General features: G+C 68.1%; 16 protein-coding genes. 14 read left to right on the top strand and 2 right to left on the bottom strand.

Translation table 11 applies throughout. From position 1 onward, the window contains the following. Positions 1 to 6: 6 nt before the first annotated feature. The 3 genes from A5773_RS20140 to A5773_RS20130 are packed head-to-tail and all read left to right on the top strand — an operon-like array spanning position 7 to position 2,412. Positions 7 to 762, top strand: coding sequence for a 1-acyl-sn-glycerol-3-phosphate acyltransferase (locus tag A5773_RS20140; protein WP_067263047.1), 756 nt, complete (start codon positions 7 to 9; stop codon positions 760 to 762). A gap of 14 nt (positions 763 to 776) precedes the next feature. After that, positions 777 to 1,562, top strand: coding sequence for a 1-acyl-sn-glycerol-3-phosphate acyltransferase (locus A5773_RS20135; protein ID WP_067263050.1), 786 nt, complete (start codon positions 777 to 779; stop codon positions 1,560 to 1,562). A 34-nt stretch (positions 1,563 to 1,596) separates the two neighbouring features. Continuing rightward, positions 1,597 to 2,412, top strand: a complete 816-nt coding sequence (locus A5773_RS20130) for a Cof-type HAD-IIB family hydrolase (RefSeq protein ID WP_066953466.1) — start codon at positions 1,597 to 1,599, stop codon at positions 2,410 to 2,412. Positions 2,413 to 2,425: 13 nt separating this feature from the next. On the opposite strand, the gene A5773_RS20125 is transcribed toward A5773_RS20130, so the two are convergent. Next, entirely contained in the window at positions 2,426 to 4,060 is a 1,635-nt protein-coding gene (locus A5773_RS20125; RefSeq protein WP_197505416.1) for an LGFP repeat-containing protein, read from the bottom strand. Between the two features lie 132 nt (positions 4,061 to 4,192). After that, on the bottom strand, positions 4,193 to 5,266 hold the full coding sequence (locus A5773_RS20120; protein WP_197507897.1) for a PirG: 1,074 nt from the start codon (positions 5,264 to 5,266) through the stop codon (positions 4,193 to 4,195). Positions 5,267 to 5,531: 265 nt separating this feature from the next. Between A5773_RS20120 and glf the strand changes: the two genes are divergently transcribed. The 11 genes from glf (at position 5,532) to A5773_RS20065 (ending at position 24,815) form a co-directional block, all read left to right on the top strand. Then, positions 5,532 to 6,776, top strand: a complete 1,245-nt coding sequence (gene glf, locus A5773_RS20115) for a UDP-galactopyranose mutase (RefSeq protein ID WP_067263058.1) — start codon at positions 5,532 to 5,534, stop codon at positions 6,774 to 6,776. Then, entirely contained in the window at positions 6,776 to 8,665 is a 1,890-nt protein-coding gene (locus tag A5773_RS20110) for a glycosyltransferase (RefSeq protein ID WP_066953457.1), read from the top strand. The genes glf and A5773_RS20110 overlap by 1 nt, the downstream gene beginning before the upstream one ends. Further along, positions 8,658 to 9,197: a phosphatase PAP2 family protein gene (locus A5773_RS20105; protein ID WP_067792283.1), complete on the top strand. Its 540-nt coding sequence runs from the start codon at positions 8,658 to 8,660 to the stop codon at positions 9,195 to 9,197. The genes A5773_RS20110 and A5773_RS20105 overlap by 8 nt, the downstream gene beginning before the upstream one ends. Further along, positions 9,190 to 10,107 (top strand): decaprenyl-phosphate phosphoribosyltransferase, encoded by a 918-nt coding sequence (locus A5773_RS20100; protein WP_066953453.1) that lies wholly within the window; start codon positions 9,190 to 9,192, stop codon positions 10,105 to 10,107. Before A5773_RS20105 ends, A5773_RS20100 begins: the two co-directional genes overlap by 8 nt. Then, positions 10,094 to 12,064 carry a terminal beta-(1->2)-arabinofuranosyltransferase gene (gene aftB / locus A5773_RS20095; RefSeq protein ID WP_304441417.1) on the top strand — a complete coding sequence of 657 codons (1,971 nt, stop codon included), beginning with the start codon at positions 10,094 to 10,096 and terminating at the stop codon, positions 12,062 to 12,064. Before A5773_RS20100 ends, aftB begins: the two co-directional genes overlap by 14 nt. A gap of 326 nt (positions 12,065 to 12,390) precedes the next feature. After that, positions 12,391 to 13,440, top strand: a complete 1,050-nt coding sequence (locus tag A5773_RS20090; RefSeq protein ID WP_066953449.1) for an esterase family protein — start codon at positions 12,391 to 12,393, stop codon at positions 13,438 to 13,440. Positions 13,441 to 13,598: 158 nt separating this feature from the next. Continuing rightward, a complete protein-coding gene (locus A5773_RS20085; RefSeq protein WP_066953609.1) occupies positions 13,599 to 14,501 on the top strand; it encodes an esterase family protein in 903 nt (300 codons plus the stop codon). A 119-nt stretch (positions 14,502 to 14,620) separates the two neighbouring features. Beyond that, the gene (locus A5773_RS20080; RefSeq protein WP_066953447.1) at positions 14,621 to 15,631 is read left to right on the top strand and encodes a cutinase family protein; all 1,011 of its coding nucleotides are present in this window, start codon (positions 14,621 to 14,623) and stop codon (positions 15,629 to 15,631) included. Positions 15,632 to 15,919: 288 nt separating this feature from the next. Beyond that, entirely contained in the window at positions 15,920 to 17,818 is a 1,899-nt protein-coding gene (gene fadD32 / locus A5773_RS20075) for a long-chain-fatty-acid--AMP ligase FadD32 (RefSeq protein ID WP_067792278.1), read from the top strand. 146 nt (positions 17,819 to 17,964) lie between these two features. Next, positions 17,965 to 23,244 (top strand): polyketide synthase Pks13, encoded by a 5,280-nt coding sequence (gene pks13 / locus A5773_RS20070; RefSeq protein WP_067792275.1) that lies wholly within the window; start codon positions 17,965 to 17,967, stop codon positions 23,242 to 23,244. Further along, a complete protein-coding gene (locus A5773_RS20065) occupies positions 23,244 to 24,815 on the top strand; it encodes an acyl-CoA carboxylase subunit beta (RefSeq protein ID WP_067263070.1) in 1,572 nt (523 codons plus the stop codon). Before pks13 ends, A5773_RS20065 begins: the two co-directional genes overlap by 1 nt. Positions 24,816 to 24,820: the final 5 nt, after the last annotated feature.

The following is a 24,820-nucleotide window of genomic DNA, read 5'->3' as shown; positions in this document are numbered from 1 at the left end:
CGATCGATGGTGGAACCGGTCTTCCGCGCGCTCGAGATCCTGGCTCGGCTGACGGTTCTGGCCACCGACACCCGGATCTCCTACGCCGGCGAGGAGAACATTCCCGACTCCGGTGGTGCCGTGATCGCGATCAACCACACCAGCTATGTCGACTTTCTGCCCGCCGCGCTGGCCGTGTATCGCCGGCGCCGCCGGCTCAGGTTCATGATCAAGGCCGAGATGCAGCAGGTGAAGATCGTCAACTTCCTGATCAAGCACACCCGGACCATTCCGGTGGACCGCGGTGCTGGCGCGGGCGCCTACGCGCTGGCGGTGCAGCGGCTGCGCGAGGGCGAGCTGGTCGGGGTGTATCCGGAGGCCACCATCAGCCGCAGTTTCGAGCTCAAGGAGTTCAAAACGGGCGCCGCCCGCATGGCCGTCGACGCGGACGTTCCGATCGTCCCGATCATCGTCTGGGGTGCGCACCGGATCTGGACCAAAGACCACCCGCGCACACTGGGCCGCACCAAGGTACCGATTAAAGTGCAGGTGGGCGCGCCAGTCACGGCGGCCGAAGACATTGCGCGGACCGACGCCGCCCTGCGCGAGTCGATGACCGCGCTGCTACACCAGGTGCAGGAGCGCTATCCGCACGAACCGGGTGCGTACTGGACGCCGCACCGGCTGGGCGGTGGGGCACCGACCATGGCGGAGGCTGCTCGGATGGAGGCGGACGAGGCCGCGGCCCGGGCCGCCGGTCGTGATGGACGATCGTCGCGGTAGGCGAAGGAGGACACATGCCTGAGGGCTTTTACCGGTTGTGCGAATGGGTCGTCCCGCCCATGGTCGCGATGCAGGGAACCAAGTTCACCTATCGCGGGCTGGAGAACATTCCGCAGTCGGGCGGTGCACTGCTGGCGCAGAACCACACCAGCTACCTGGACTGGCTGCCGACGCTGCTTGCCGTGCGTGAGCGGCGCCGGCGCGCCTACTTCATGATCAAGGCGGAAATGGCCGACGTGAAGGCGGTCAACTACGTCATCAACCACGCCAGGCTGATCCCGGTGGACCGCACTAACGGGCACGACGCGCTCGAGCTGGCCACGCGGCGCCTGCGCGACGGCGAGCTAATCGGGATGCACCCTGAAGCCACGATCAGCCGCAGTTTCGAGCTTCGGGAATTCAAGAGAGGTGCGGCCCGGATGGCGCTGGACGCCCAGGTGCCGATCGTTCCGGTCATCGTCTGGGGTGCCCATCGGATCTGGCCCAAGGATCATCCGAAGAAGGTGTGGCGCAACAAGGTTCCGATCACCGTCGCGGCAGGGCGGCCGTTGCCGCCGCACGGCACACCCGAGCAGCTCAACGCGGCGCTGCGCGAGGCGATGAACGCGCTGTTGTACCGGGTGCAGGAGGAGTACCCGCACCCCGAGGGCGAGTTCTGGGTGCCTCGGCGGCTCGGCGGCGCCGCGCCCACCCAGGATGATTCCCGGGCGATCCGCCTGTCGGAGTTGCAGGCGCGAATGCAGAAATACGGCACCGACGGCGTGACCCGTCCGGGGCAGGAGCAGAGCGGAGTGCATTGATCAGACCGGCGAGCCGCGAACGCGGAACCGTCAGATGACTTTGCCGGCGCTCATCGCCTGTGACGTCGACGGCACCCTGTTCGACGACAACGAAACCATCACTCCGCGCACCCGCGACGCCGTGCGTGCCGCCACCGCCGCCGGCGCGACGTTCGTCGTGGCGACGGGCCGGCCGCCGCGCTGGATACGTCCCGTCGTGGATGCGCTCGGCTTCGCGCCGATCGCGGTGTGCGCCAACGGTGCCGTCATCTATGACCCCGCGGCCGACCGGGTGCTGTCGGCGCGCACGCTGCCCGTGGACATGCTGGCCGAACTGGCGGAGCTCGCGACGCGCGTCATCCCGGGGGCCGGCCTGGCCGTCGAGCGAATCGGTGAACGCGCCCACGACACGGCGACCCCGCAGTTCATCAGCTCGCCCGGCTACGAACATGCCTGGCTGAACCCGGACAACACCGAGGTGTCGATCGAGGACCTGCTGAGCGCGCCGGCGATCAAGCTGCTCATCCGCCGAAGCGGCGCCCGCAGCGCCGATATGGCCGCCGCACTGGCCAGGCATGTCGGCATCGAGGGCGATATCACCTACTCCACCAACAACGGCCTGGTGGAAATCGTGCCGTTGGGCACCAGCAAGGCCACCGGTGTGGACGAGATCGCCAGGCCCCTGCAGATCGCCAGCGAAGAGGTGGTGGCGTTCGGCGACATGCCCAACGACCTACCGATGCTGCGCTGGGCCGGTCATGGCGTGGCGATGGGCAACGCCCATCCCGACGTGCTGAGTGCGGCCGACGAGGTCACCGCAGGCAACAATGACGACGGGGTGGGGCGCGTGCTGGAACGCTGGTGGCTCTGAGCGGGCTTTTCGGCTAAGTGGCGGAGGGGTGCGCCGGCAGCGAGAAGTGTTCGGGCGCGACGGTCGGACCGCTCGGGGACTCCGTCGACAGTGGCGTGGTGATGCCTTCCGCGACCTCGGTGACGTTGCCGGTCAGCCGATCGTAGTTAAGGGTTCCGTGCTGAAAGTTCTGCGTAATCCGTAGCGGCTCTTGAATTTCGGCGCTCGTCGGCAAGCCGAGCGGACCGCGTTCGTAGCTCAGCGAGGCCCAGGCGTCGTAGATCGCGCCGGTGATCGGCTGGGCGCCGGTTTCGGGCGACCAGTACATCGCTCCCCTGGCGAATGTGACGTACCGGGCGTCACCCTCCGCGCTGTCCTCCGGTGAGGTCGGCGCTCCCAGCGCGCTGTTCATGCCGCCCATCGCCTGCCAGTGGTCGTAAATCGCGCCGCCCTGCAGGGCCTTGATCAATTCCTCCGGCGGATCGTTGAAATGCGAAGCGATGTCGCGTACTTCGTCCATGAGCGCGTAGGCGGCGTTGCCCGGGCAGTCGGTGTTGCCGACGTCGCGGTGGGTGAAGATCGTGGGCAGCGTCGCGACGGAACCGGCCGGGTAGGTGGTGTAGTGGCTACCCGCCGACTCCAACGCCACGGTGCCCTTGGGGTCGACGCCGTCCAGGCCCAGCCGCCAGCCCAGCAGCCGGCCCAGGGTGCGCAGCTGGATCGGCGTCGGCGGTACGTCGTCGAAGTTGCCGATCATCGCCACACCCCAGGTGTTGCGGTTGAAGCCGCCGGTGTGGAAGGCCTCGACCGCTTTGGTGAGCCCCCCGGCGCTGCCCTCGAACACCTGGCCGTACTTGTCGACCAGGGCGTTGTAGGCGATGTCGCACCAGCCCAGGGTCTTGCTGTGATAGGTGTAGATGGCCTTGACGATCCCGGCCGATTCCAGCGGGGAGTAGTCGTTGCTGCCCGCGGTGTGGTGCACCACCCCGGCGCGAATCCCGTTGTCGTACTGCGGACTACCGCAACGCAGCGACTCGTCGGCGCCCCATTGCGCGCGGCTGATGATGGCCGGGGCTTGGCCGGGCATCAAGACCCCCGACGGTGGCGTCCACTGCGTTTCCGACGGCGCTTGCGGCGGTGAGATCAGGACGGCTGAGATGTTCTGCCCGAACGGTTGTTCCCGGGACGCAGGCTTGTAGCCGAGGCCGGTCTCGTTGGGCGGCGCGGGCGGCGGTTGGGTCACCGGCGCATCGATGGGACGGGTGACCGCGATCTGGACGGTGGTGGTGGTGCCGACGAACACCGGGTCGGTTCCGCGCGGTCCCTCGAGGGACCCGGCCGGCGTCGCGCCGTCGGGCGCCGCGGTTTCGTACTCGGTCTGGTACCAGGGCCCCCACGAACCGTCGAGACGCTTCGCTCGGACCCGGGTCGACGTGCCGGCCAGGTCGCCGGTGAGCGCCACGAGGGAAAACGGGGTGCTCTGCCCGATCTCGCGAACCGTGACGCCGCCGCCCAGCCCGACCAGCGGTTGTTCGGCCAGTTGGGTGCCGTGGGCCGGCGGCGGGCCGGCCGTGCGGCGGTCGCGCGTCGTGTCCGCCACCCAGGACACGATGACGACGGTCGCCGCGATGGCGGTGAGCAACGTCGTCGGCCCGCGACTAGGAGACACCAGGCGATGTTACTTGTGTTTCTAATGTTAATGATGAGATGACACGAACCGGGGCGGCGCGAATCTGCACGAAAATCGACGGCACCGCAGAAGAATCTGCGGTGCCGTCTGGTTGAAGGGTTCCCCTGAGGTCTACACGGGTGGCAGGACCGGCGCGGCAGCCGCCGCCGCCGGCAACGCACCGGCAGCGCCCGCGGCGGCCGGCAGGGCCCCCGCGGCACCCGGCAGAGCGCCTGCGGCACCCGGCAGAGCGCCCGCGGCGGCCGGCAGGGCACCGGCGGCACCCGGCAATGCACCCGCGGCGCCCGGCAGGGCACCGGCGGCACCCGGGAGTGCACCCGCGGCGCCGTGCTGCATACCCTGCGTGATCGCCGGCATCACCAGGCCCTTGAGCAGGTCGATGGCCTGGCCGGCGCCCAGCTGGTTGGCCGCCTGCATCACGTCGTTGACCAGGCCGCCGCTGCCGCTGCCGCTGCCGCTGCCTCCGCCCAGACCGGTGCCACCGCCACCGAGCGGCGAACCGCTGCCGAAGGACGACGGGTCGCCGAGGATCGGGTAGGTGCCGTCAGCGCCGGGATCCAAACTGGCCGGAGCGGTGATCGGCACTTCACCCGCGGCTGTCGGGGTGCCCAGTCCGGGCGTGACCGCGGTCGGGCTGGTCAGCCCGGGGTTGGAAAGCGCCGGGTTGAGTCCCGCGCCCGGGGTCGCCACTCCGGCGCCCGGGGTGGTCGGCAGCGCGCCGGGCGCGGTGAGTCCCGGCGTCGTGGGCGTCAGGCCTGGGCTCGCCAGACCTGGGCTCGCCAGGCCTGGACTCGTCAGACCCGGGCTCGTCAAGCCGGGGCTGGTCAGGCCTGGACTGGTGAGTCCCGGGCTCGTCAAGCCCGGACTGGTGAGCCCTGGCGTACCGAGCCCTGGAGTGCCCAGGCCGGGACTGGTCAGGCCGGGAGTGCTGGCGGCGGTGCCCCCGTTCAGTGCGGGCACGGGGGGCAGGTTGATCCCGAATTGCGACAGCCCCTGCGACAGCGCTCCCATCAGCTCGCCGGGCAGGTCGGTCATTACGGCAGCCTGCTTGAAGTCGTGGTGCTCGGGCTGCTTGCCGCCGGCCGTCGATTCGTAGACAAGGAAGTATGCGCAAGGACTCGCCACTGCCAGGGCGGCGACCGCGCTCATGGCTGTCGAAAGCTTGCGTCGGCGTCGGTTCGGCACGGAAGTCTCCTCAATCTGGACAACTCATCTGAACTGTGTTGTTTCGGTGCGGTCCGCCGTCCTAGCTGGCGAGAACCACACAGAGTCGATGGTACGAGTGAGATTGCTGTGACTAGAGTGGTGATATTGAATCGTGAGGTAATTGCGACTCAGGTTGTGATCGGCCCGCTGAGGCGTCCCGCCCGCACCGTCATTCGGCCGAAGGCGGACTCCCTGGCCTCGCCAGATGGGTTAGACCCACGCGGTCGGATACCCTAAGCAACCGATGACCGCTCGTTTCGATCTCCTCGTCGTCGGCTCTGGATTCTTCGGCCTGACCATTGCCGAGCGCGCAGCCACCCAACTCGGGAAGCGCGTGCTCGTCGTGGAACGCCGCCCGCACATCGGTGGCAACGCCTATTCCGAGGCCGAGCCGCAGACGGGCATCGAGGTCCACAAGTACGGCGCCCACCTGTTCCACACCTCTAATAAGAGGGTCTGGGACTACGTCCGGCAGTTCACCGACTTCACCGATTACCGGCACCGGGTGTTCGCCATGCACAACGGGCAGGCCTACCAGTTCCCGATGGGGCTGGGCCTGGTGTCGCAGTTCTTCGGCAGATACTTCACCCCGGACGAGGCGCGCCGGCTGATCGCCGAGCAGGCCGCCGAGATCAAAACCGAGGACGCGCAGAACCTCGAGGAGAAGGCGATCTCGCTGATCGGCCGGCCGCTGTACGAGGCGTTCGTCAAGGGCTACACGGCCAAGCAGTGGCAGACCGATCCCAAGGAGCTCCCGGCCGCCAACATCACCCGGCTGCCGGTGCGCTACACCTTCGACAACCGGTACTTCAGCGACACCTACGAGGGCCTACCGGTCGACGGCTACACGGCCTGGCTGCAGAACATGGCCGCCGACGACCGCATCGAGGTGCGGCTGGACACCGACTGGTTCGAGGTTCGCGACCAGCTGCGCGCGGAAAGCCCGGACGCGCCGGTCGTGTACACCGGCCCGCTGGACCGCTACTTCAACTACTCCGAGGGCCGGCTCGGTTGGCGCACACTGGACTTCGAGGTGGAAGTGTTGCCGATCGGGGATTTCCAGGGAACGCCGGTGATGAACTACAACGATCCCGACGTGCCGTTCACCCGCATCCACGAGTTCCGGCACTTTCACACCGAGCGCGACTACCCCACCGACAAGACGGTGATCATGCGGGAGTTCTCGCGATTCGCCGAAGACGACGACGAGCCCTACTACCCGATCAACACCGAGGCCGACCGCACCCTGCTGGCCGCGTACCGAGCGCGGGCGAAGGCCGAAACCGCCTCCGCCAAGGTGCTTTTCGGTGGCCGGTTGGGCACCTATCAATATCTGGACATGCACATGGCGATTGCCAGTGCACTGAACATGTACGACAACACCGTCGCACCGCACCTGCGCGACGGCGCACCTCTGGTGGAAGAAGGCGCGGGGGCAAGCGCGCCGGCGACGACGCAGATCGAAGCGAGGGGGAGGAGCGGCGCCTGATGACTGCTGTAAGCCTGCTTTCCAGAATCATCCTGCCGCGTCCGGGTGAGCCCCTGGACGTGCGCAAGCTGTACCTGGAGGAATCGACCACCAATGCGCGGCGCGCGCACGCGACCAGCCGCACTTCGCTGGAGATCGGCAAAGAGTCCGAGGTGTCGTTCGCCACCTACTTCAATGCGTTCCCCGCGAGCTACTGGCGCCGCTGGTCGATCTGTACCTCGGTGGTGCTGCGGGTCGAGTTGACCGGAACCGGCCGCGTCGACGTGTACCGGACGAAGGCCACCGGAGTGCGGATCTCCGTGGACGGCCGCCAATTCGTCGGCACCGACGACCAGCCGGCCATCGTCGAGATCGAGGTGCCGCTCAGGCCGTTCGAGGACGGCGGCTGGGTCTGGTTCGACATCACCACCGACACCGTGGTCAACCTGGTGAGCGGTGGCTGGTATGCGACCGAGCCCGCCCCGGGCGCGGCCAACATCGCCGTCGGCATCCCCACGTTCAATCGGCCCGCCGACTGCGTCAACGCGCTGGCCGACCTGACCGCGGATCCGTTGGTGGACGAGGTGATTGGGGCGGTGATCGTCCCCGACCAGGGCGTGCGCAAGGTGCGTGATCACCCGGACTTCCCGGCCGCCGCCGCCGGCCTGGGCAACCGGCTGTCCATCCACGACCAGCCCAATCTCGGTGGTTCCGGCGGCTACAGCCGGGTGATGTACGAGGCGCTGAAAAACACCGACTGCCAACAGATTCTGTTCATGGACGACGACATCCGCATCGAGCCGGACACAATCCTGCGGGTGCTCGCGTTGCACCGCTTCGCCAAGACGCCGATGCTCATCGGCGGCCAGATGCTCAACCTGCAGGAGCCGTCGCACCTGCACATCATGGGCGAGGTCGTCAACCAGTCGAACTTCATGTGGACCGCCGCACCGCACGCGGAGTACGACCATGACTTCGCCCAATTCCCGTTGAACGACAAGAACGCTCGGAGCGCGCTGCTGCACCGGCGCATCGACGTCGACTTCAACGGCTGGTGGACGTGCATGATCCCGCGTCAGGTCGCCGAGGAGCTGGGCCAGCCGCTGCCGCTGTTCATCAAGTGGGACGACGCCGAATACGGCCTGCGCGCCGGGGAGCACGGGTATCCGACGGTGACGCTGCCGGGTGCGGCGATCTGGCACATGGCCTGGAGCGACAAGGACGACGCCATCGACTGGCAGGCCTACTTCCATTTGCGCAACCGGCTGGTGGTCGCCGCGATGCACTGGGACGGCGATGTCACCGGGCTGGTTCGCAGTCACCTGAAGGCGACCCTGAAACACCTTGCCTGCCTTGAGTATTCGACGGTGGCTATCCAGAACCGGGCCATCGACGACTTCCTGGCCGGGCCCGAGCACATCTTCTCGATCCTGGAATCCGCTCTGCCCGAGGTGCATCGGCTGCGCAAGGAATACCCCGACGCGGTGGTGCTGCCGGCGGCGAGCGAACTGCCCCCGCCGGCGAACAAGACCAGGGCGATGAAGCCGCCGGTCAATCCGCTGTCGATCGGTTATCGGCTGGCCCGCGGCATCGCGCACAACGCAACCAAGGCCGACCCCGAAGCCCACCGGCGCCCGGAGTTCAACGTGCCCACCCAGGACGCGCGCTGGTTCCGGTTGTGCACCGTCGACGGCGTCACCGTGACGACCGCCGACGGGTGCGGGGTGGTCTACCGGCAGCGCGACCGCCGCAAGATGTTCCAGCTGCTGTTCGCCTCGCTGCGGCGGCAGCGCCGGCTGGCGAGCCGGTTCGACGAGATGCGCAAGACGTACCGGGATGCGTTGCCGGTGCTGTCCAGCAAGCAGAAGTGGGAGACGGCGCTGCTACCTGCCGAGCGAGAGCATGCCTGAATCGCCACCCCCTACGGGTGAGGTGGCCGCGCTGGTGGCTGTGCAGTCGGCCTTGGCCGACCGGCCCGGCGTGCTGACGGCCGCGCGCGGTCTGTCGCATTTCGGCGAGCACAGCATCGGCTGGCTGGCCATGGCGGCGGTGGGTGCGCTGCTGATGCCGAAGCGGAGCGTGGAGTGGCTGCTGGCCGGGGCCGGCGCATTCGCCGCGCACGCCGCCGCCGTGTTGGTCAAGCGGGTGGTGCGGCGTAAGCGGCCCAACGATCCGGCCGTCGTGGTGAACGTCGGCACGCCCAGCCAGCTGAGTTTCCCGTCAGCGCATGCCACCTCGACGACGGCCGCGGCCATCCTGATGGGCCGGATCACCGGTCTGCCGCTGCCCGCCGTCTTGATTCCCCCGATGGCGTTGTCGCGGATGCTGCTGGGGGTGCACTATCCCAGCGACGTGGCGTGCGGCATCGCCCTGGGAGCCATCGTCGCCCGAATCACCGTCCGGCTCGAGGGCCGGGCGCGGAAGGTCTGGCCGAATGAGTGAGGACGTGGTGACCGGGCCCCCGGGCAACGTGGTGATCGGGGTGGTCAAGGCGATTCGCCCGCGCCAGTGGGTGAAGAACGTCCTGGTGCTGGCCGCGCCGCTGGCCGCATTGGGCGGTCCGGTCCGCTACCACTTGCACGACGTGCTGGACAAGGCCTACCCGGCCCTGGGCGCGTTCGCGGCGTTCTGCCTGGCCGCGTCGTCGATCTACCTGATCAACGACGCGCGCGACGTCGAGGCCGACCGCGAGCACCCCACCAAGAGGTTCCGCCCGATCGCCGCGGGCGTCGTGCCGGAGTGGCTGGCCTACGCCCTGGCGGTGGTGCTGGGAATCGCCGCACTGGTTATCGGCTGGTGGATCACACCCAATCTGGCGCTGGTGCTGGCCGTCTACCTCGCAATGCAACTGGGCTACTGCTATGGCCTGAAACATCAAGCGGTGATGGACATCTGCATCGTGTCGTCGGCCTATCTGCTGCGGGCCATCGCCGGGGGTGCGGCCACCGACATCCGTCTGACCCAGTGGTTCTTGCTGGTGATGGCGTTCGGGTCGCTGTTCATGGTGGCCGGCAAGCGGTACGCCGAGCTACAACTGGCCGAGCGCACCGGGGCCAAGATCCGCAAGGCGCTGGAGAACTACACCAGCACCTATCTGCGGTTCGTCTGGACGTTGTCGGCCACGGCGCTGGTGGTCTGCTACGGGCTGTGGGCGTTCGACCGGGAGCACGGCGCGGCGGGCTGGTTCGTGGTGTCCATGGTCCCGTTCACCATCGCCATCCTGCGGTACGCGGTGGACGTGGACGGCGGGCTGGCGGGCGAGCCCGAGGACATCGCGCTGCGGGACCGGGTGCTGCAGCTGCTGGCGGTGACGTGGATCGCGACAGTTGGAGCCGCCGTTGCCTTCGGCTAGCTCCGAATTGCAGGCCCTCAAGGCGCGCATGATGCGCGGCCGGCCGGTCATCAGACGGTTGGGCTGGCCGGTATTCCCCTACACCGCCATGGTCCGGGTCAGCCTGTGGATCAGCGTGGTGGTGGTCGCCGTCCTGTTCGCCTGGGGTGCCTGGCAGCGGCGCTGGATCGCCGACGACGGGCTGATCGTGCTACGCACGGTCCGCAACCTGCTGGCCGGCAACGGCCCGGTCTTCAATCAGGGGGAGCGGGTGGAGGCCAACACCTCCACGGCCTGGACCTACCTGATGTACGTCGGCAGCTGGGTGGGCGGGCCGATGCGCATGGAATACGTGGCGCTGGCGCTGGCCCTGACGCTCTCGGTGCTGGGCGTGGCGCTGCTGATGCTGGGGGCCGCCCGGTTGTATGCGCCCAGCCTGCGGGGCCGCAGGGCGGTCATTCTGCCCGCCGGGGCGTTGGTCTATGTCGCGCTGCCGCCCGCGCGTGACTTCGCCACCTCGGGGCTGGAGAGCGGGCTGACGCTGGCCTACCTCGGTCTGCTCTGGTGGATGATGGTCTGCTGGGCCCAGCCGGTGCGCAACCGCCCGGATCGCAGGCTCTTCATCGGGGTGTTGGCGTTCGTGGCCGGTTTCAGCGTCTTGGTTCGGCCCGACCTGGCGCTGATGGGCGGGCTGGCGCTGATCATGATGCTGATCGCGGCGCGGACCTGGCGGCGCCGGGTGCTGGTCGTGGTCGCCGGTGGCCTGCTGCCGGTGGGCTACGAGATCTTCCGGATGGGCTACTACGGCCTGCTGGTGCCCGGCACCGCCCTGGCCAAGGATGCGGCCGGCGACAAGTGGTCCCAGGGCATGATCTACCTCTCGAATTTCGACGCGCCCTACGTGGTCTGGGTGCCGGTGGTGCTCCTCGTGCCGCTGGGGGTGCTGCTGCTCGCGGCCCGCCGACGGCCGTCGTTCCTGCGCCCCGCGCTCTCGCCCGACTACGGTCGGCTGGCCCGGGCGGTCCAAAGCCCCCCGGCCGTCGTGGCCTTCGTTCTGGTGAGCGGCCTGCTGCAGGCGCTCTACTGGATCCGGCAGGGCGGCGACTTCATGCATGGGCGGGTGCTGCTGGCGCCGCTGTTCTGCCTGCTGGCCCCGGTGGCCGTGATCCCGGTGGCGATACCGGACGGCCAGGACTACTCGCGGGAGACGGGCTATTGGGTGGCCGGTGCGGCGGGCGCGCTCTGGCTGGGTGTGGCGGGTTGGTCACTGTGGGCGGCCAATTCGCCGGGGATGGGTGACGACGCCACCCACGTGACCTACTCCGGCATCGTCGACGAGCGGCGCTTCTACGCGCAGGCCACCGGGCACGCGCATCCACTGACCGCCGCCGACTACCTGGGTTATCCGCGGATGGCGGCCATCCTGACGGCCCTCGAGAACACCCCCGACGGCGCGTTACTGCTGCCGTCGGGCAATTACATCCAGTGGGACCTGGTGCCGCAGGCGCAGCCTGGCCCCGGCAAGCCCCCCGAAAAGCCGCAGCACACAGTGTTTTTCACCAACCTCGGCATGGTGGGAATGAACGTCGGGCTGGACGTCAGGGTGATCGACCAGATCGGATTGGCCAATCCGCTTGCGCAACACACGGAACGGTTGAAGCACGGCCGCATCGGCCACGACAAGAACCTCTTCCCGGATTGGGTGATCGCCGACGGACCATGGGTGAAGGTGTATCCCGGTATCCCGGGTTATCTGGACATGCAATGGGTCGCGGAGGCGGTAACCGCCTTGCAATGCCCCGAGACCAAGGCGGTGCTGAGTTCGGTGCGCGCACCGATGACCCCGCACCGATTCCTCTCCAACCTGGTGCATTCCTATGAATTCACCAAGTACCGGATCGACCGCGTTCCGCGCTACGAGCTCGCCAGATGCGGACTGCCGGTGCCCGAAGAGGTCCCGCCGCCGTCTCGCGAGTAAGCCGCGCGCAGAAGAATTCGGCCAATCTCAAAACGATCACGATCCACGCCCGCGAAAGATTGCCAGCAACTTCACATTTGGGCCTTCACCAGCTGGCACAAGTGCCCAAGCACATGCGAAAACGCCGCCAACGGCGCCGGCGTTTGGCCTGGAAAACATCGGGTAACGATCGCCGACTGACGCTTTGCGGTGCGGTCTCGATGCGACTCGACGGCTACAGGTGTGGTTGACTACACGAGCACTGCTGCGCCTGATCGCATGCAGTACGACCCAAATCAAGGACGCGTCCGGATGCTGGGCGCGCCGAGAAGGATGAGGAAGCAAGGATGACGCTTGTCGACAGGTTTCGCGGCGCCGTGGCAGGTATGCCGCGCCGGCTCGTGGTGGCGGCCGCTGGTGCGGCCCTGCTCTCGGGCCTGATTGGCGCCGTGGGGGGCTCGGCGACCGCCGGCGCGTTCTCGCGCCCCGGTCTGCCGGTGGAGTACCTGCAGGTTCCTTCCGCAGGGATGGGCCGCGATATCAAGGTTCAGTTCCAAAGCGGTGGGGCCAACGCGCCCGCGCTCTACCTGCTCGACGGTATGCGCGCCCAGGATGACTTCAACGGCTGGGACATCAACACCCCGGCGTTCGAGTGGTACAACCAGTCGGGCATCGCCGTGGTCATGCCGGTCGGCGGCCAGTCCAGCTTCTACTCCGACTGGTACAAGCCCGCCTGCGGTAAGGCCGGCTGCACCACCTACAAGTGGGAGACCTTCCTGACCAGCGAGCTGCCCGCGTACCTCGCGGCGCAAAAGCAGGTCAAGTCGACCAACAACGCCGCCGTGGGTCTGTCGATGGCCGGTTCGTCGGCCCTGATCCTCGCCGCATACCACCCGAACCAGTTCGTTTACGCCGGCTCGCTGTCGGCCCTGCTGGACCCGTCGCAGGGCATGGGTCCGTCGCTGATCGGCCTCGCCATGGGTGACGCCGGTGGCTACAAGAAGGACGACATGTGGGGGCCGTCGAGCGACCCGGCGTGGGCGCGCAACGACCCGTCGCTGCAGGTCAGCAAGCTGGTCGCGAACAACACCCGCATCTGGGTGTACTGCGGTAACGGCAAGCCGTCCGACCTCGGTGGCGACAACCTGCCCGCGAAGTTCCTGGAGGGCTTCGTGCGTACCAGCAACCTGAAGTTCCAGGACGCGTACAAGGCCGCCGGCGGCAACAACGCGGTGTGGAACTTCGACGCCAACGGCACGCACGACTGGCCGTACTGGGGCGCGCAGCTGCAGGCGATGAAGCCTGACCTGCAGGCGACCCTGGGTGCAACCCCGGGCGCCGGTCCGGCCACGGCCGCGACTCCTGCCGGGAACGGTCAGACCGGCCAGGGCACCTAAGTCCAAGAACGACGCGACTGGCGGCGGAAACCCCTGGGGGTTTCCGCCGCTGGTTGTTTTGGTGTGTGATTTGTTTCACTACCCCGCGGGCGGGGGAACTACGGCGCTGGCTAATGTGCTCCACAGCGACTAGACGATGGAGGGTGGACATGAGGGTCGTGCGGGGTATGCCAGCGCTTCTTCGGATGATCTCGGTGGCCGCGCTGGCGGTCGGCTTGATCGGCGTGACGGTGACGGGCGGGCCCGCCGGCCGGGCTCGGGCGGCCGGTTACGAGAGCCTGATGGTGCCGTCGGCGGCGATGGGCCGCGACATCCCGGTCGCCTTCCTGGCCGGCGGTCCGCACGCGGTCTATCTGCTGGACGCCTTCAATGCGGCGCCGGACGTCAGCAATTGGGTCACCGCGGGCAACGCGATGAACACGCTGGGCGGTAAGGGCATCTCGGTGGTGGCACCCGCCGGCGGTGCGTGGAGCATGTACACCAACTGGGAGCAGGACGGCAGCAAGCAGTGGGACACCTTCCTGTCCAGCGAGCTGCCCAACTGGCTGTCCGCCAACAAGGGCCTGGCGCCCGGTGGCCACGCCGCCGTCGGCGCCTCGCAGGGTGGCTACGGCGCGATGGCGCTGGCCGCCTTCCACCCCGACCGCTTCGGCTTCGCCGGTTCGCTGTCCGGATTCCTGTACCCATCGAGCACCAACTACAACGGGGCGATCCTGGCCGGCCTGCAACAATTCGGCGGTGTGGACGGCAACGGGATGTGGGGCGCCCCGCAGCTCGGTCGGTGGAAGTGGCACGACCCCTACGTGCACGCGTCGTTGCTGGCGCAGAACAACACTCGCGTCTGGGTCTACAGCCCGACGAATATGGGCGGCGACGACGCCGCCATGATTGGCCAGGCGGGCGCGGCGATGGGCAGCTCGCGGGAGTTCTATCAGCAGTACCGCAGCAACGGCGGGCACAACGGTCACTTCGACTTCCCGGGCGGCGGCGACAACGGCTGGGGCTCGTGGTCGGGGCAACTGGGGGCCATGTCGGGCGACATCGTCGGCGCCATTCGGTAGCGGGGCGCTGCGGGTCGCTGCCCGGCGGATCCAGTCGGGGGAGCCGGTACCGTGTAGTGGTGTGCGGCAGGGGTCGGGAGGACCGCGTCGCGATCCACCCACTCTGCTAGCAGGAGAACATGGCTACCAACGCCCGGCGTAAGCGCCACCGAGTCCTCGCCTGGGCCGCCGCGTGTGCGATGGCGGTCGTGGTGTTGTTGGTGATCGTGGCCGTGGTGGTCTTGCTGCGCAACCGCGAGTCACCGCCCAGCGCGGTGCCGCCCGGCGTCCTGCCTTCGCCGTCGACGACCACCCACCCGCACAAGCCCCGCCCCGCTTCGCAGGACGCGTCGTGCCCCGACGTCCAGCTGGTCAACATCCCCGGCACCTGGGAGTCCGCCCCGCAGGACGATCCGATCAACCCGATGCAATTCCCCAACGCGTTGCTGCACAAGGTGACCACGGCGGTCAGCCAGCAGTTCCCCGCGTCCCGGGTGCAGGAGTACACCACCCCCTACACCGCGCAGTTCCATAACCCCCTCGGCGGTGACACGCAGATGTCGTACAACGAAAGCCGCGCCGAGGGCACCCGCGCGACGGTCCAGGCAATGACGGACATGAACGCCAAGTGCCCGCTCACCAGTTACGTGCTGACGGGTTTCTCCCAGGGCGCGGTGATCGCCGGTGACATCGCCAGCGACATCGGCAACGGTCGGGGACCCGTCGACGACGACCTGGTGCTCGGTGTGACGTTGATCGCCGACGGTCGCCGTCAGCCCGGGGTGGGCAACGACATCGGGCCCAATCCGCCGGGGCAGGGCGCCGAGGTCACGCTGCACGAGGTGCCGGTGCTGTCCGGGCTGGGGTTGACCATGACCGGAGCCCGGCCCGGTGGTTTCGGCGCGCTCAACGACAAGACCAACGAGATCTGCGCGCCTGGCGACCTCATCTGCGCCGCGCCGCAAGAGGCGTTCAGCGTGGCCAACCTGCCCAACACGCTCAACACCCTGGCGGGGAATGGCGGGCAGCCCATCCACGCCTTGTACGCGACGACGCAGTTCTGGAACGCCGACGGGCAGGCTGCGACGGATTGGACCTTAAATTGGGTTCAAGGACTGATCAACAATGCGCCGCACCCCAAACATGGATGACCGGCCGCGGGACACAGCAGCCAGGAGCCCGTTGCGGGTGCAGATCAGCGGTACCTTGTGATTTGGTGTGCTGCGGGCAGCCCCTTAACATTAAGAGGAATTTAAGAGCTATAAGACTTTGTTGCGGACCCGGTCCTGGTAGACGCCGGCCTGTGATCAGCAGGAGGCTGGCGCCCGAGGCGCCTCGCGAGGGCTGGCCCGCGTAGAGATGGAAACCGTCGGCGTGGCCGACCAGAGGACAACAACGTCGGCGTCGCCGACCTAAAACAGGTGTGACAGGAGCGCGGCATGGTTTACCACAACCCGTTCATCGTGAATGGAAAGATCAGGTTCCCGGACAACACCAACCTGGTCAAGCACGTTGAGAAGTGGGCGAGGGTTCGTGGCGACAAGCTGGCCTACCGTTTCATCGACTATTCCACCGAGCGCGACGGGGTGTACCGCGACATCGTCTGGCGCGACTTCAGCGCCCGCAACAGGGCGGTGGGCGCCCGGCTGCAGCAGGTCACCCAGCCCGGTGACCGCATCGCCATCCTGTGCCCGCAGAACCTGGACTACCTGATCGCCTTCTTCGGCGCGCTGTACGCCGGCCGGATCGCGGTGCCGCTGTTCGACCCGGGCGAGCCGGGCCACGTGGGCCGGCTGCACGCCGTGCTCGACGACTGCACGCCGTCGACCATCCTGACCACCACCGAGGCCGCCGAAGGCGTCCGCAAGTTCATCCGCGCCCGTTCGGCCAAGGAACGGCCCCGGGTGATCGCCGTCGACGCGGTGCCCACCGAGGTGGCCTCTACCTGGGTGGAGCCCGAGGCCGACGAGAACACCATCGCCTACCTGCAGTACACGTCCGGTTCCACCCGGACCCCGACCGGCGTGATGATCAGCCATCTGAACCTGCCCACCAACGTGTTGCAGGTGCTCAACGGGCTGGAAGGCAAGGAGGGTGACCGCGGCCTGTCCTGGCTGCCTTTCTTCCACGACATGGGCCTGATCACGGCACTGCTGTCCCCGGTTCTGGGCCACAACTTCACCTTCATGACGCCGGCCGCGTTCGTGCGCCGCCCCGGCCGCTGGATCCGCGAGATGGCGCGCAAGCCCGACGACGAGCCGGGCTCCGAACTGTTCACCGTCGCCCCCAACTTCGCGTTCGAGCACGCCGCGGTGCGCGGCGTGCCCAAGGAGGGCGAGCCGCCGCTGGACCTGAGCAACGTCAAGGGGATCCTCAACGGCAGTGAGCCGGTGTCCCCCGCGTCGATGCGCAAGTTCTTCGAGGCGTTCGCGCCGTACGGCCTGCGGGAGACGGCGATCAAGCCGTCCTACGGCCTGGCCGAGGCGACGTTGTTCGTGTCCACCACGCCGATGGACGAAGCGCCCACCGTCATCCATGTCGACCGCGACGAGCTCAACAAGCAACGCTTCGTCGAGGTGGCCCCCGACGCGCCGAAAGCCGTCGCGCAGGTCTCGGCGGGCGTCATCGGTGTCGACGAGTGGGCCGTCATCGTCGACCCCGATACGGCCAGCGAGCTGCCGGACGACCAGATCGGCGAGATCTGGCTGCACGGCAAGAACCTCGGCCTCGGCTACTGGGGCAGGGAGGCGGAGACCCAGGAGACTTTCCGCAACATCCTCAAGTCGCGCATCAGCAAGTCGCACGCCGAGGGAGCCGAGGACGATGGGCTGTGGGTTCGCACCGGCGACTACGGCACCTACCACAACGGACACCTCTACATAGCGGGCCGGATCAAGGACCTGGTCATCATCGACGGCCGCAACCACTACCCGCAGGACCTGGAGTACTCGGCGCAGGAAGCCAGCCGGGCCCTGCGCACCGGATATGTGGCCGCGTTCTCCGTCCCGGCCAACGAGCTGCCGCAGGTGGTGTTCGACAACCCGCACACGGGCCTGAAGCACGACCGCGATGACAGCTCCGAGCAGCTGGTGATCGTGGCCGAGCGTGCCCCCGGCACGCACAAGCTCGACTACCAGCCGATCGCGGACGAGATCCGGGCGGCCATCGCCGTCCGTCACGGGGTGACCGTCCGCGACCTGCTGCTGGTGCAGGCCGGAACGATTCCGCGCACCTCCAGCGGCAAGATCGGGCGCCGCGCGTGCCGCGCCGCCTACCTCGACGGCAGCCTGCGTAGCGGCGTCGGTTCCCCGACCGCCTTCGCCGGCGCTAACGACTGAACCCAGGAACCATGGCTGAACTAGACGACCCCCAAGACCAGCAGGAGAATCTGCCCAACACGAAGACCGACTTGGGCGCCGGCGATGATGCAGTGGGGGCACCTCCCGCTTGCGGGGGACGAAGCGATGCAGAGAAGCGGCGCACAATGACGGTCCCCGAGTTGCGCGAGTGGCTGCGCAACTGGGTGGGCCGGGCCGTCGGGAAGTCACCGGACGACATCGACGAGTCGGTACCGATGGTCGAGCTGGGCCTGTCGTCGCGCGACGCCGTGGCGATGGCCGCCGACATCGAGGACATGACCGGTGTCACGCTGTCGGTCGCGGTGGCGTTCCAGCATCCGACCATCGAGTCGCTCGCCACGCGGATCATCGAGGGCGAGCCCGAGATCGACACCTCGGGCGACGACGTTTCGGACTGGACGCGCAACGGCCCGGCCGACCGTGTCGACATCGCGATCGTGGGCTTGTCGACCCGGTTGCCCGGCGACATGAACACCCCCGACGAGACGTGGCGGGCGCTGATGGAGGGCCGCGATGCCATCACCGACTTGCCGGTGGGGCGCTGGGAAGAGTTCCTGGAGGAGCCGCGGCTGGCCGAGCGGCTGGCGAAGGCCCGCACCCGCGGCGGCTACCTGACGGACATCAAGGGTTTCGACTCCGAGTTCTTCGCGGTGGCCAAGACCGAAGCCGACAACATCGACCCGCAGCAGCGGATGGCGCTGGAGCTGACCTGGGAGGCGCTCGAGCAGGCGCACATCCCGGCGTCGAGCTTGCGCGGACAGTCCGTCGGCGTTTACGTCGGAGTCTCCAACAACGACTACAGCTTCCTGGCGGTGTCCGACCCGACCGTCGCGCACCCCTACGCCATCACCGGCACCGCGACGTCGATCATCGCCAACCGGGTCTCCTACTTCTACGACTTCCGCGGTCCGTCGGTCGCCGTCGACACCGCGTGCTCGAGCTCGCTGGTGGCCATCCACCAGGCCGTGCAGGGCCTGCGCAACGGCGAGGCCGACGTCGCGGTCGCCGGTGGCGTCAACGCGCTGATCACGCCCGTGGTGACGCTCGGTTTCGACGAGATCGGCCAAGTCTTGTCCCCCGACGGCCGGATCAAGTCGTTCTCCTCGGACGCCGACGGCTACACCCGCTCCGAGGGTGGCGGGATGCTGGTGCTCAAGCGGGTCGACGATGCCCGCCGCGACGGCGACCAGATTCTGGCCGTGATCGCGGGCAGCGCGGTCAACCACGACGGCCGGTCCAACGGCCTGATCGCGCCGAACCAGGACGCGCAGGCCGACGTGCTGCGTCGGGCCTACAAGGACGCCGGCATCGACCCGCGCACCGTCGACTACATCGAGGCGCACGGCACCGGGACCGTCCTGGGCGACCCGATCGAGGCCGAGGCCCTGGGTCGCGTCGTCGGCCGGGGACGTCCGGCCGATCGCCCGGCTCTGCTGGGTGCGGTGAAAACCAATGTGGGTCACCTGGAGTCGGCGGCCGGCGCGGCCAGCATGGCCAAGGTGGTGCTGGCCCTGCAGCACGACAAGCTGCCGCCGTCGATCAACTTCGCCGGGCCCAGCCCCTACATCGACTTCGACGCGATGCGCCTGAAGGTGATCGACCAGCCCACCGATTGGCCGCGGTACGGCGGCTACGCGCTGGCCGGGGTGTCGAGCTTCGGCTTCGGCGGTGCCAACGCGCACCTGGTGGTGCGCGAGGTGCTGCCGCGCGACGTGATCGAACGCGAACCCGAACCCGAGCCCGAACCGCACGCCGCCGCCGAAACCGCCGATGCGCCCACCATGGAGAGTCACGCGCTGCGCTTCGACGACTTCGGCAACATCATCCCGGACGCCGAGACGGCCGAGGAGGACGAAGACTACGAGCTGCCCGGCGTCACCGACGAGGCGCTGCGGCTGAAAGAGATCGCGCTGGAGGAGCTCGCCGCGCAGGAGGCGGAGGAGCCGACCAAACCCCTGATCCCGCTGGCCGTTTCGGCCTTCTTGACCTCGCGCAAGAAGGCGGCGGCCGCCGAGCTGGCCGACTGGATGGAAAGCCCGGAGGGTCAGGCGTCGTCGCTGGAATCGATCGGGCGGGCGCTGTCGCGGCGCAACCACGGCCGGTCCCGGGCGGTGGTGCTGGCGCACGACCACGAGGAGGCCATCAAGGGCCTGCGTGCGGTGGCCGAGGGCAAGCAGCGGCCGGGCGTGTTCAGCGTCGACGGGCCGGTGACGAACGGCCCGGTGTGGGTGCTGGCCGGGTTCGGCGCGCAGCACCGCAAGATGGGCAAGAGCCTGTACCTGCGCAACGAGGTCTTCGCCGAGTGGATCGAGAAGGTCGACGCGCTGATCCAGGACGAGCTGGGTTACTCGGTGCTCGAGCTGATCCTCGACGACTCGCAGGATTACGGCATCGAGACCACCCAGGTCACCATCTTCGCCATCCAGATCGCGCTGGGCGAGCTGCTCAAACATCACGGCGCCAGGCCCGCCGCGGTGGTCGGTCAGTCGCTGGGTGAGGCGGCGTCGGCATACTTCGCCGGCGGTTTGTCGCTGCGCGATGCCACCCGGACCATCTGCTCCCGCTCGCACCTGATGGGTGAGGGCGAGGCGATGCTGTTCGGCGAGTACATCCGGCTGATGGCGTTGGTGGAGTACTCCGCCGACGAGATCAAGACGGTGTTCTCCGATTTCCCGGACCTGGAGGTGTGCGTCTACGCCGCCCCCACCCAGACCGTCATCGGCGGTCCGCCCGAGCAGGTGGACGCGATCATCGCCCGCGCGGAGTCCGAGGGCAAGTTCGCCCGAAAGTTCCAGACCAAGGGCGCCAGCCACACCCAGCAGATGGACCCGCTGCTCGGGGAGCTCGCCGCGGAGCTGCAAGGCATCAAGCCGACGAGCCCGACCGTCGGGATTTACTCGACCGTGCACGAGGGCACCTACATCAAGCCCGGCGGCGAGCCGATCCACGACGTCGACTACTGGAAGAAGGGGCTGCGCCACAGCGTCTACTTCACCCACGGTGTCCGTAACGCTGTCGACAGCGGGCACACAACCTTCCTGGAGCTCGCGCCCAATCCGGTCGCGCTCATGCAGGTCGGACTGACCACGGCCGCGGCCGGGCTGCACGACGCCCAGCTGATCCCGACGCTGGCCCGCAAGCAGGACGAGGTCGAGTCGATGGTCTCGACCATGGCGCAGCTCTACGTCTACGGCCACGACCTCAACATCTGGACGCTGTTCACCCGCGCCGCCGGACCGGCAGACTACGCGAACATCCCGCCGACCCGGTTCAAGCGCAAGGAGCACTGGCTGGACGTGCACTTCGCGCACGGCGGCAGCTCGGCGCTCATGCCGGGCAACCACGTCGCGCTGCCCGACGGCCGCCACGTCTGGGAGTTCCACCCCCGCGGCGCGACGGACCTCGCCGCCCTGGTGAAAACCGCTGCGGCCGAAGTGCTTCCGGACGCGCAACTCGCGGCGGCCGAACAGCGTGCGGTTCCCGGCGAGGGCGCCCGCCTGGTGACGACGCTGACTCGGCACCCCGGCGGCGCGTCGGTGCAGGTGCATGCCCGCATCGACGAGTCCTTCACGCTGGTCTACGACGCGCTGGTGGCCCGGGCCGGGGAAGCCGGCGTCGCCCTGCCGGCCGCGGTCGGTGCCGCAGCGGCGATCTCGGCCCCGTCCAACGGGGCGGCGGCCGCGCCGGAGACATCCGTCGAGGAGGCCGACGCCGAAACCCTGACGGACAGCCTGACCAACCGGTACTTCTCGGCCAGCATGGGCAAATGGTCGCCGGAGTCGGGCGAGACCGTCGCGGAGCGCCTGGGCCTGATCGTCGGCTCGGCCATGGGTTATGAACCAGAGGACCTGCCGTGGGAGGTGCCGCTGATCGAGCTCGGCCTGGACTCGCTGATGGCGGTGCGGATCAAGAACCGCGTCGAGTACGACTTCGACCTGCCGCCGATCCAATTGACGGCGGTCCGCGACGCCAACCTCTACAACATCGAGGAGCTGATCAAGTACGCGGTGGAGCACCGCGACGAGGTCGAGCAGCTGCACGAGTACCAGAAGACGCAGTCACCCGAAGAGATCGCCCGGATGCAGGCGGAAATGGTGAGCGGCGCGACGCCGGCCACGGTGACGGCGCCGGCACCCGATCCGCAGGCCGAGCCGCAGACGCAAGAGGCGCCGCCGCCGGCCTCCGACGCGCCCCTCCCCCCGCCGCCCACGGACCCGTCGGGACCCAAGGGAAATGGCGCCGGGCAGGCAAAGCCCAATCTCGCGGGCGCAGCACAAGCGCTCAACCAGGAGGCGGTCACCAAGGCTCTCAACTCCGACGTGCCGCCGCGCGACGCCTCCGAACGGGTCACGTTCGCGACGTGGGCGATCGTCACCGGCAAGTCCCCGGGCGGCATCTTCAACCCGCTGCCCAAGCTGGATGACGAGCAGGCCGCGAAGATGGCGCAGCGCCTGTCCGAGCGGGCCGAGGGCCCGATCACCGTCGAGGACGTGCTGACGTCGGAGAACATCGAGGCGCTGGCCGAGAAGGTGCGCAGCTACCTCGAGGCCGGCGAGCTCGACGGATTCGTGCGCACCATCCGGGCGCCGCAAGACGATTCGCAGATACCGGTTTTCGTCTTCCACCCGGCCGGCGGTTCGACGGTGGTCTACGAGCCACTACTCAAGCGGTTGCCGCCGGACACCCCGATGTACGGGTTCGAGCGTGTCGAGGGCACCGTGCAGGAACGGGCCGCCCAATACGTGCCCAAACTGCTCGAGATCAACGGCGACAAGCCGTTCATCCTGGTGGGCTGGTCACTGGGTGGCGCCCTGGCCTATGCCTGCGCGATCGGGCTCAAGCGGATGGGCGCCAACGTCGCGTTCGTCGGCATGATCGACACGGTCCGGGCCGGCGAGGAGATCCCGCAGACCAGGGAGGAGACCCGCAAGCGGTGGGACCGGTACGCGAGGTTCGCCGAGCGCACCTTCAACGTGGAGATTCCCGCGATCCCCTACGAGCAGCTCGAGGAGCTCGACGACGAGGGCCAGGTCAAGTTCGTGTTGGAGATCGTCCAGCAGAGCGGCGTGCAGGTCCCGGGCGGGATCATCGAGCACCAGCGCACGTCATACCTGGACAACCGCGCCTTGGAAACGGTCCAGATCGAGCCGTACGACGGTCACGTCACGCTCTACATGGCGGATCGCTACCATGACGACGTCATCGAGTTCGAGCCGCGGTATGCGGTTCGTCAGCCGGACGGCGGCTGGGGTGAGTACGTGGCCGACCTCGAGGTCGTGCCGATCGGTGGGGAACACATCCAGGCCATCGACGAGCCGATCATCGCGAAGGTGGGGGCGCACATGACCGAGGCGCTGGACAACATCGAGGCGGGGCGCCGCCGGACGAGTGAGGTGGGCAAGTAGTGACCGGTGCGGAGCCTTCTCGCGCTCACACGACAGCTGAAAAGCTGGCCGAGCTGCACGTTCGCCTGGAATTGGCCAAGGAGCCGGGAGGTGAGAAGGCGGTCGCCAAGCGCGACCAGAAGGGCATTCCCAGTGCCCGCGCCCGCATCCACGCACTGGTCGATCCGGGCACCTTCCTCGAGGTCGGGGCGCTGGCCAAAACGCCGAACGACCCGAACGCGCTCTACGGTGACGGCTGCGTCACCGGGCACGCCATGATCGACGGCCGGCCGGTCGGGGTGTTCTCCCACGACCAGACGGTGTTCCAGGGCACGGTCGGCGAGATGTTCGGCCGCAAGGTCGCGCGGCTGATGGAGTGGTGCGCGATGGTTGGGTGCCCGATCATCGGCATCCAGGACTCGGGTGGTGCCCGGATTCAGGACGCGGTCACCTCGCTGGCGTGGTACGCCGAGCTGGGCCGTCGCCACGAGGCGCTGTCCGGTCTGGTCCCGCAGATCTCCCTCATCTTCGGCAAATGCGCTGGGGGAGCGGTGTATTCGCCGATCCAAGACGATCTGCTCGTGTCGGTGCGCGATCAGGGTTACTTCTTCGTCACCGGTCCCGACGTCATCAGGGAGGTCACCGGCGAGGACGTCACCCTCGACGAGCTCGGCGGCTCCGACGCGCAGGCCCGCTACGGCAACATCCACCAGGTGGTGGATTCCGAGGCCGAAGCGTTCCAGTACGTGCGTGACTTCCTGTCATTCCTGCCGTCCAATTGCTTCGACAATCCGCCGATCGTCAACCCCGGGCTGGAGCCAGAGGTCACGCCGACCGACCTGGAGCTCGACACGATCGTGCCGGACTCCGACAACGCGGCCTACGACATGCACGAAATCCTGCTGCGCATCTTCGACGACGGCGACTTCCTCGAGGTCGCCGCGCAGCACGGGCCGGCCATCATCACCGGGTACGCCCGCGTCGACGGGCGCCCGGTCGGCGTCATCGCCAACCAGCCCATGCACCTGGCCGGGTCGATCGACAACGAGGCCTCCGACAAGGCCGCGCGGTTCATCCGGTTCTGTGACGCGTTCAACGTCCCGCTGGTGTTCGTGGTGGACACCCCGGGCTTCCTGCCGGGCGCCGAGGAGGAGAAGAGGGGCATCATCAAGCGCGGCGGCCGGTTCCTCTACTCGGTGGTCGAGGCCGACGTGCCGAAGGTGACGATCACCGTGCGCAAGTCCTACGGTGGCGCCTACGCCGTGATGGGATCCCGGCAGCTGACCTCCGACTTCAACTTCGCCTGGCCCACCGCGCGTATCGCGGTGATCGGCGCGGAGGGCGCCGCGCAGCTGCTGATGAAGCGGTTCCCCGACCCGACGACGCCCGAGGCGCAGCAGATCAAGAAGGACTTCATCGAGGGCTACAACCTCAACATGGCGATCCCGTGGACCGCCGCCGAACGCGGCTTCATCGACGCGGTCATCGACCCGCACCAGACCCGGTTGTTGCTGCGCAAGTCGTTGAAGCTGTTGCGGGACAAGCAGTTGTGGTTCCGCACGGCCCGTAAGCACGGGCTGATCCCGGTCTAAGGGGC

It is taken from the genome of Mycobacterium sp. 852014-52450_SCH5900713 (genome assembly GCF_001667075.1).
GTDB lineage: Bacteria > Actinomycetota > Actinomycetes > Mycobacteriales > Mycobacteriaceae > Mycobacterium.
This window is presented reverse-complemented; position numbering and strand designations above follow the sequence as displayed.

Coding starts and splice junctions, on each gene's coding strand:
- A5773_RS20140 (WP_067263047.1), top strand. CDS start 7: ATGGTGGAACCGGTCTTCCGCGCGCTCGAGATCCTGGCTCGGCTGACG.
- A5773_RS20135 (WP_067263050.1), top strand. CDS start 777: ATGCCTGAGGGCTTTTACCGGTTGTGCGAATGGGTCGTCCCGCCCATG.
- A5773_RS20130 (WP_066953466.1), top strand. CDS start 1,597: ATGACTTTGCCGGCGCTCATCGCCTGTGACGTCGACGGCACCCTGTTC.
- glf (WP_067263058.1), top strand. CDS start 5,532: ATGACCGCTCGTTTCGATCTCCTCGTCGTCGGCTCTGGATTCTTCGGC.
- A5773_RS20110 (WP_066953457.1), top strand. CDS start 6,776: ATGACTGCTGTAAGCCTGCTTTCCAGAATCATCCTGCCGCGTCCGGGT.
- A5773_RS20105 (WP_067792283.1), top strand. CDS start 8,658: ATGCCTGAATCGCCACCCCCTACGGGTGAGGTGGCCGCGCTGGTGGCT.
- A5773_RS20100 (WP_066953453.1), top strand. CDS start 9,190: ATGAGTGAGGACGTGGTGACCGGGCCCCCGGGCAACGTGGTGATCGGG.
- A5773_RS20090 (WP_066953449.1), top strand. CDS start 12,391: ATGACGCTTGTCGACAGGTTTCGCGGCGCCGTGGCAGGTATGCCGCGC.
- A5773_RS20080 (WP_066953447.1), top strand. CDS start 14,621: ATGGCTACCAACGCCCGGCGTAAGCGCCACCGAGTCCTCGCCTGGGCC.
- fadD32 (WP_067792278.1), top strand. CDS start 15,920: ATGGTTTACCACAACCCGTTCATCGTGAATGGAAAGATCAGGTTCCCG.
- pks13 (WP_067792275.1), top strand. CDS start 17,965: ATGACGGTCCCCGAGTTGCGCGAGTGGCTGCGCAACTGGGTGGGCCGG.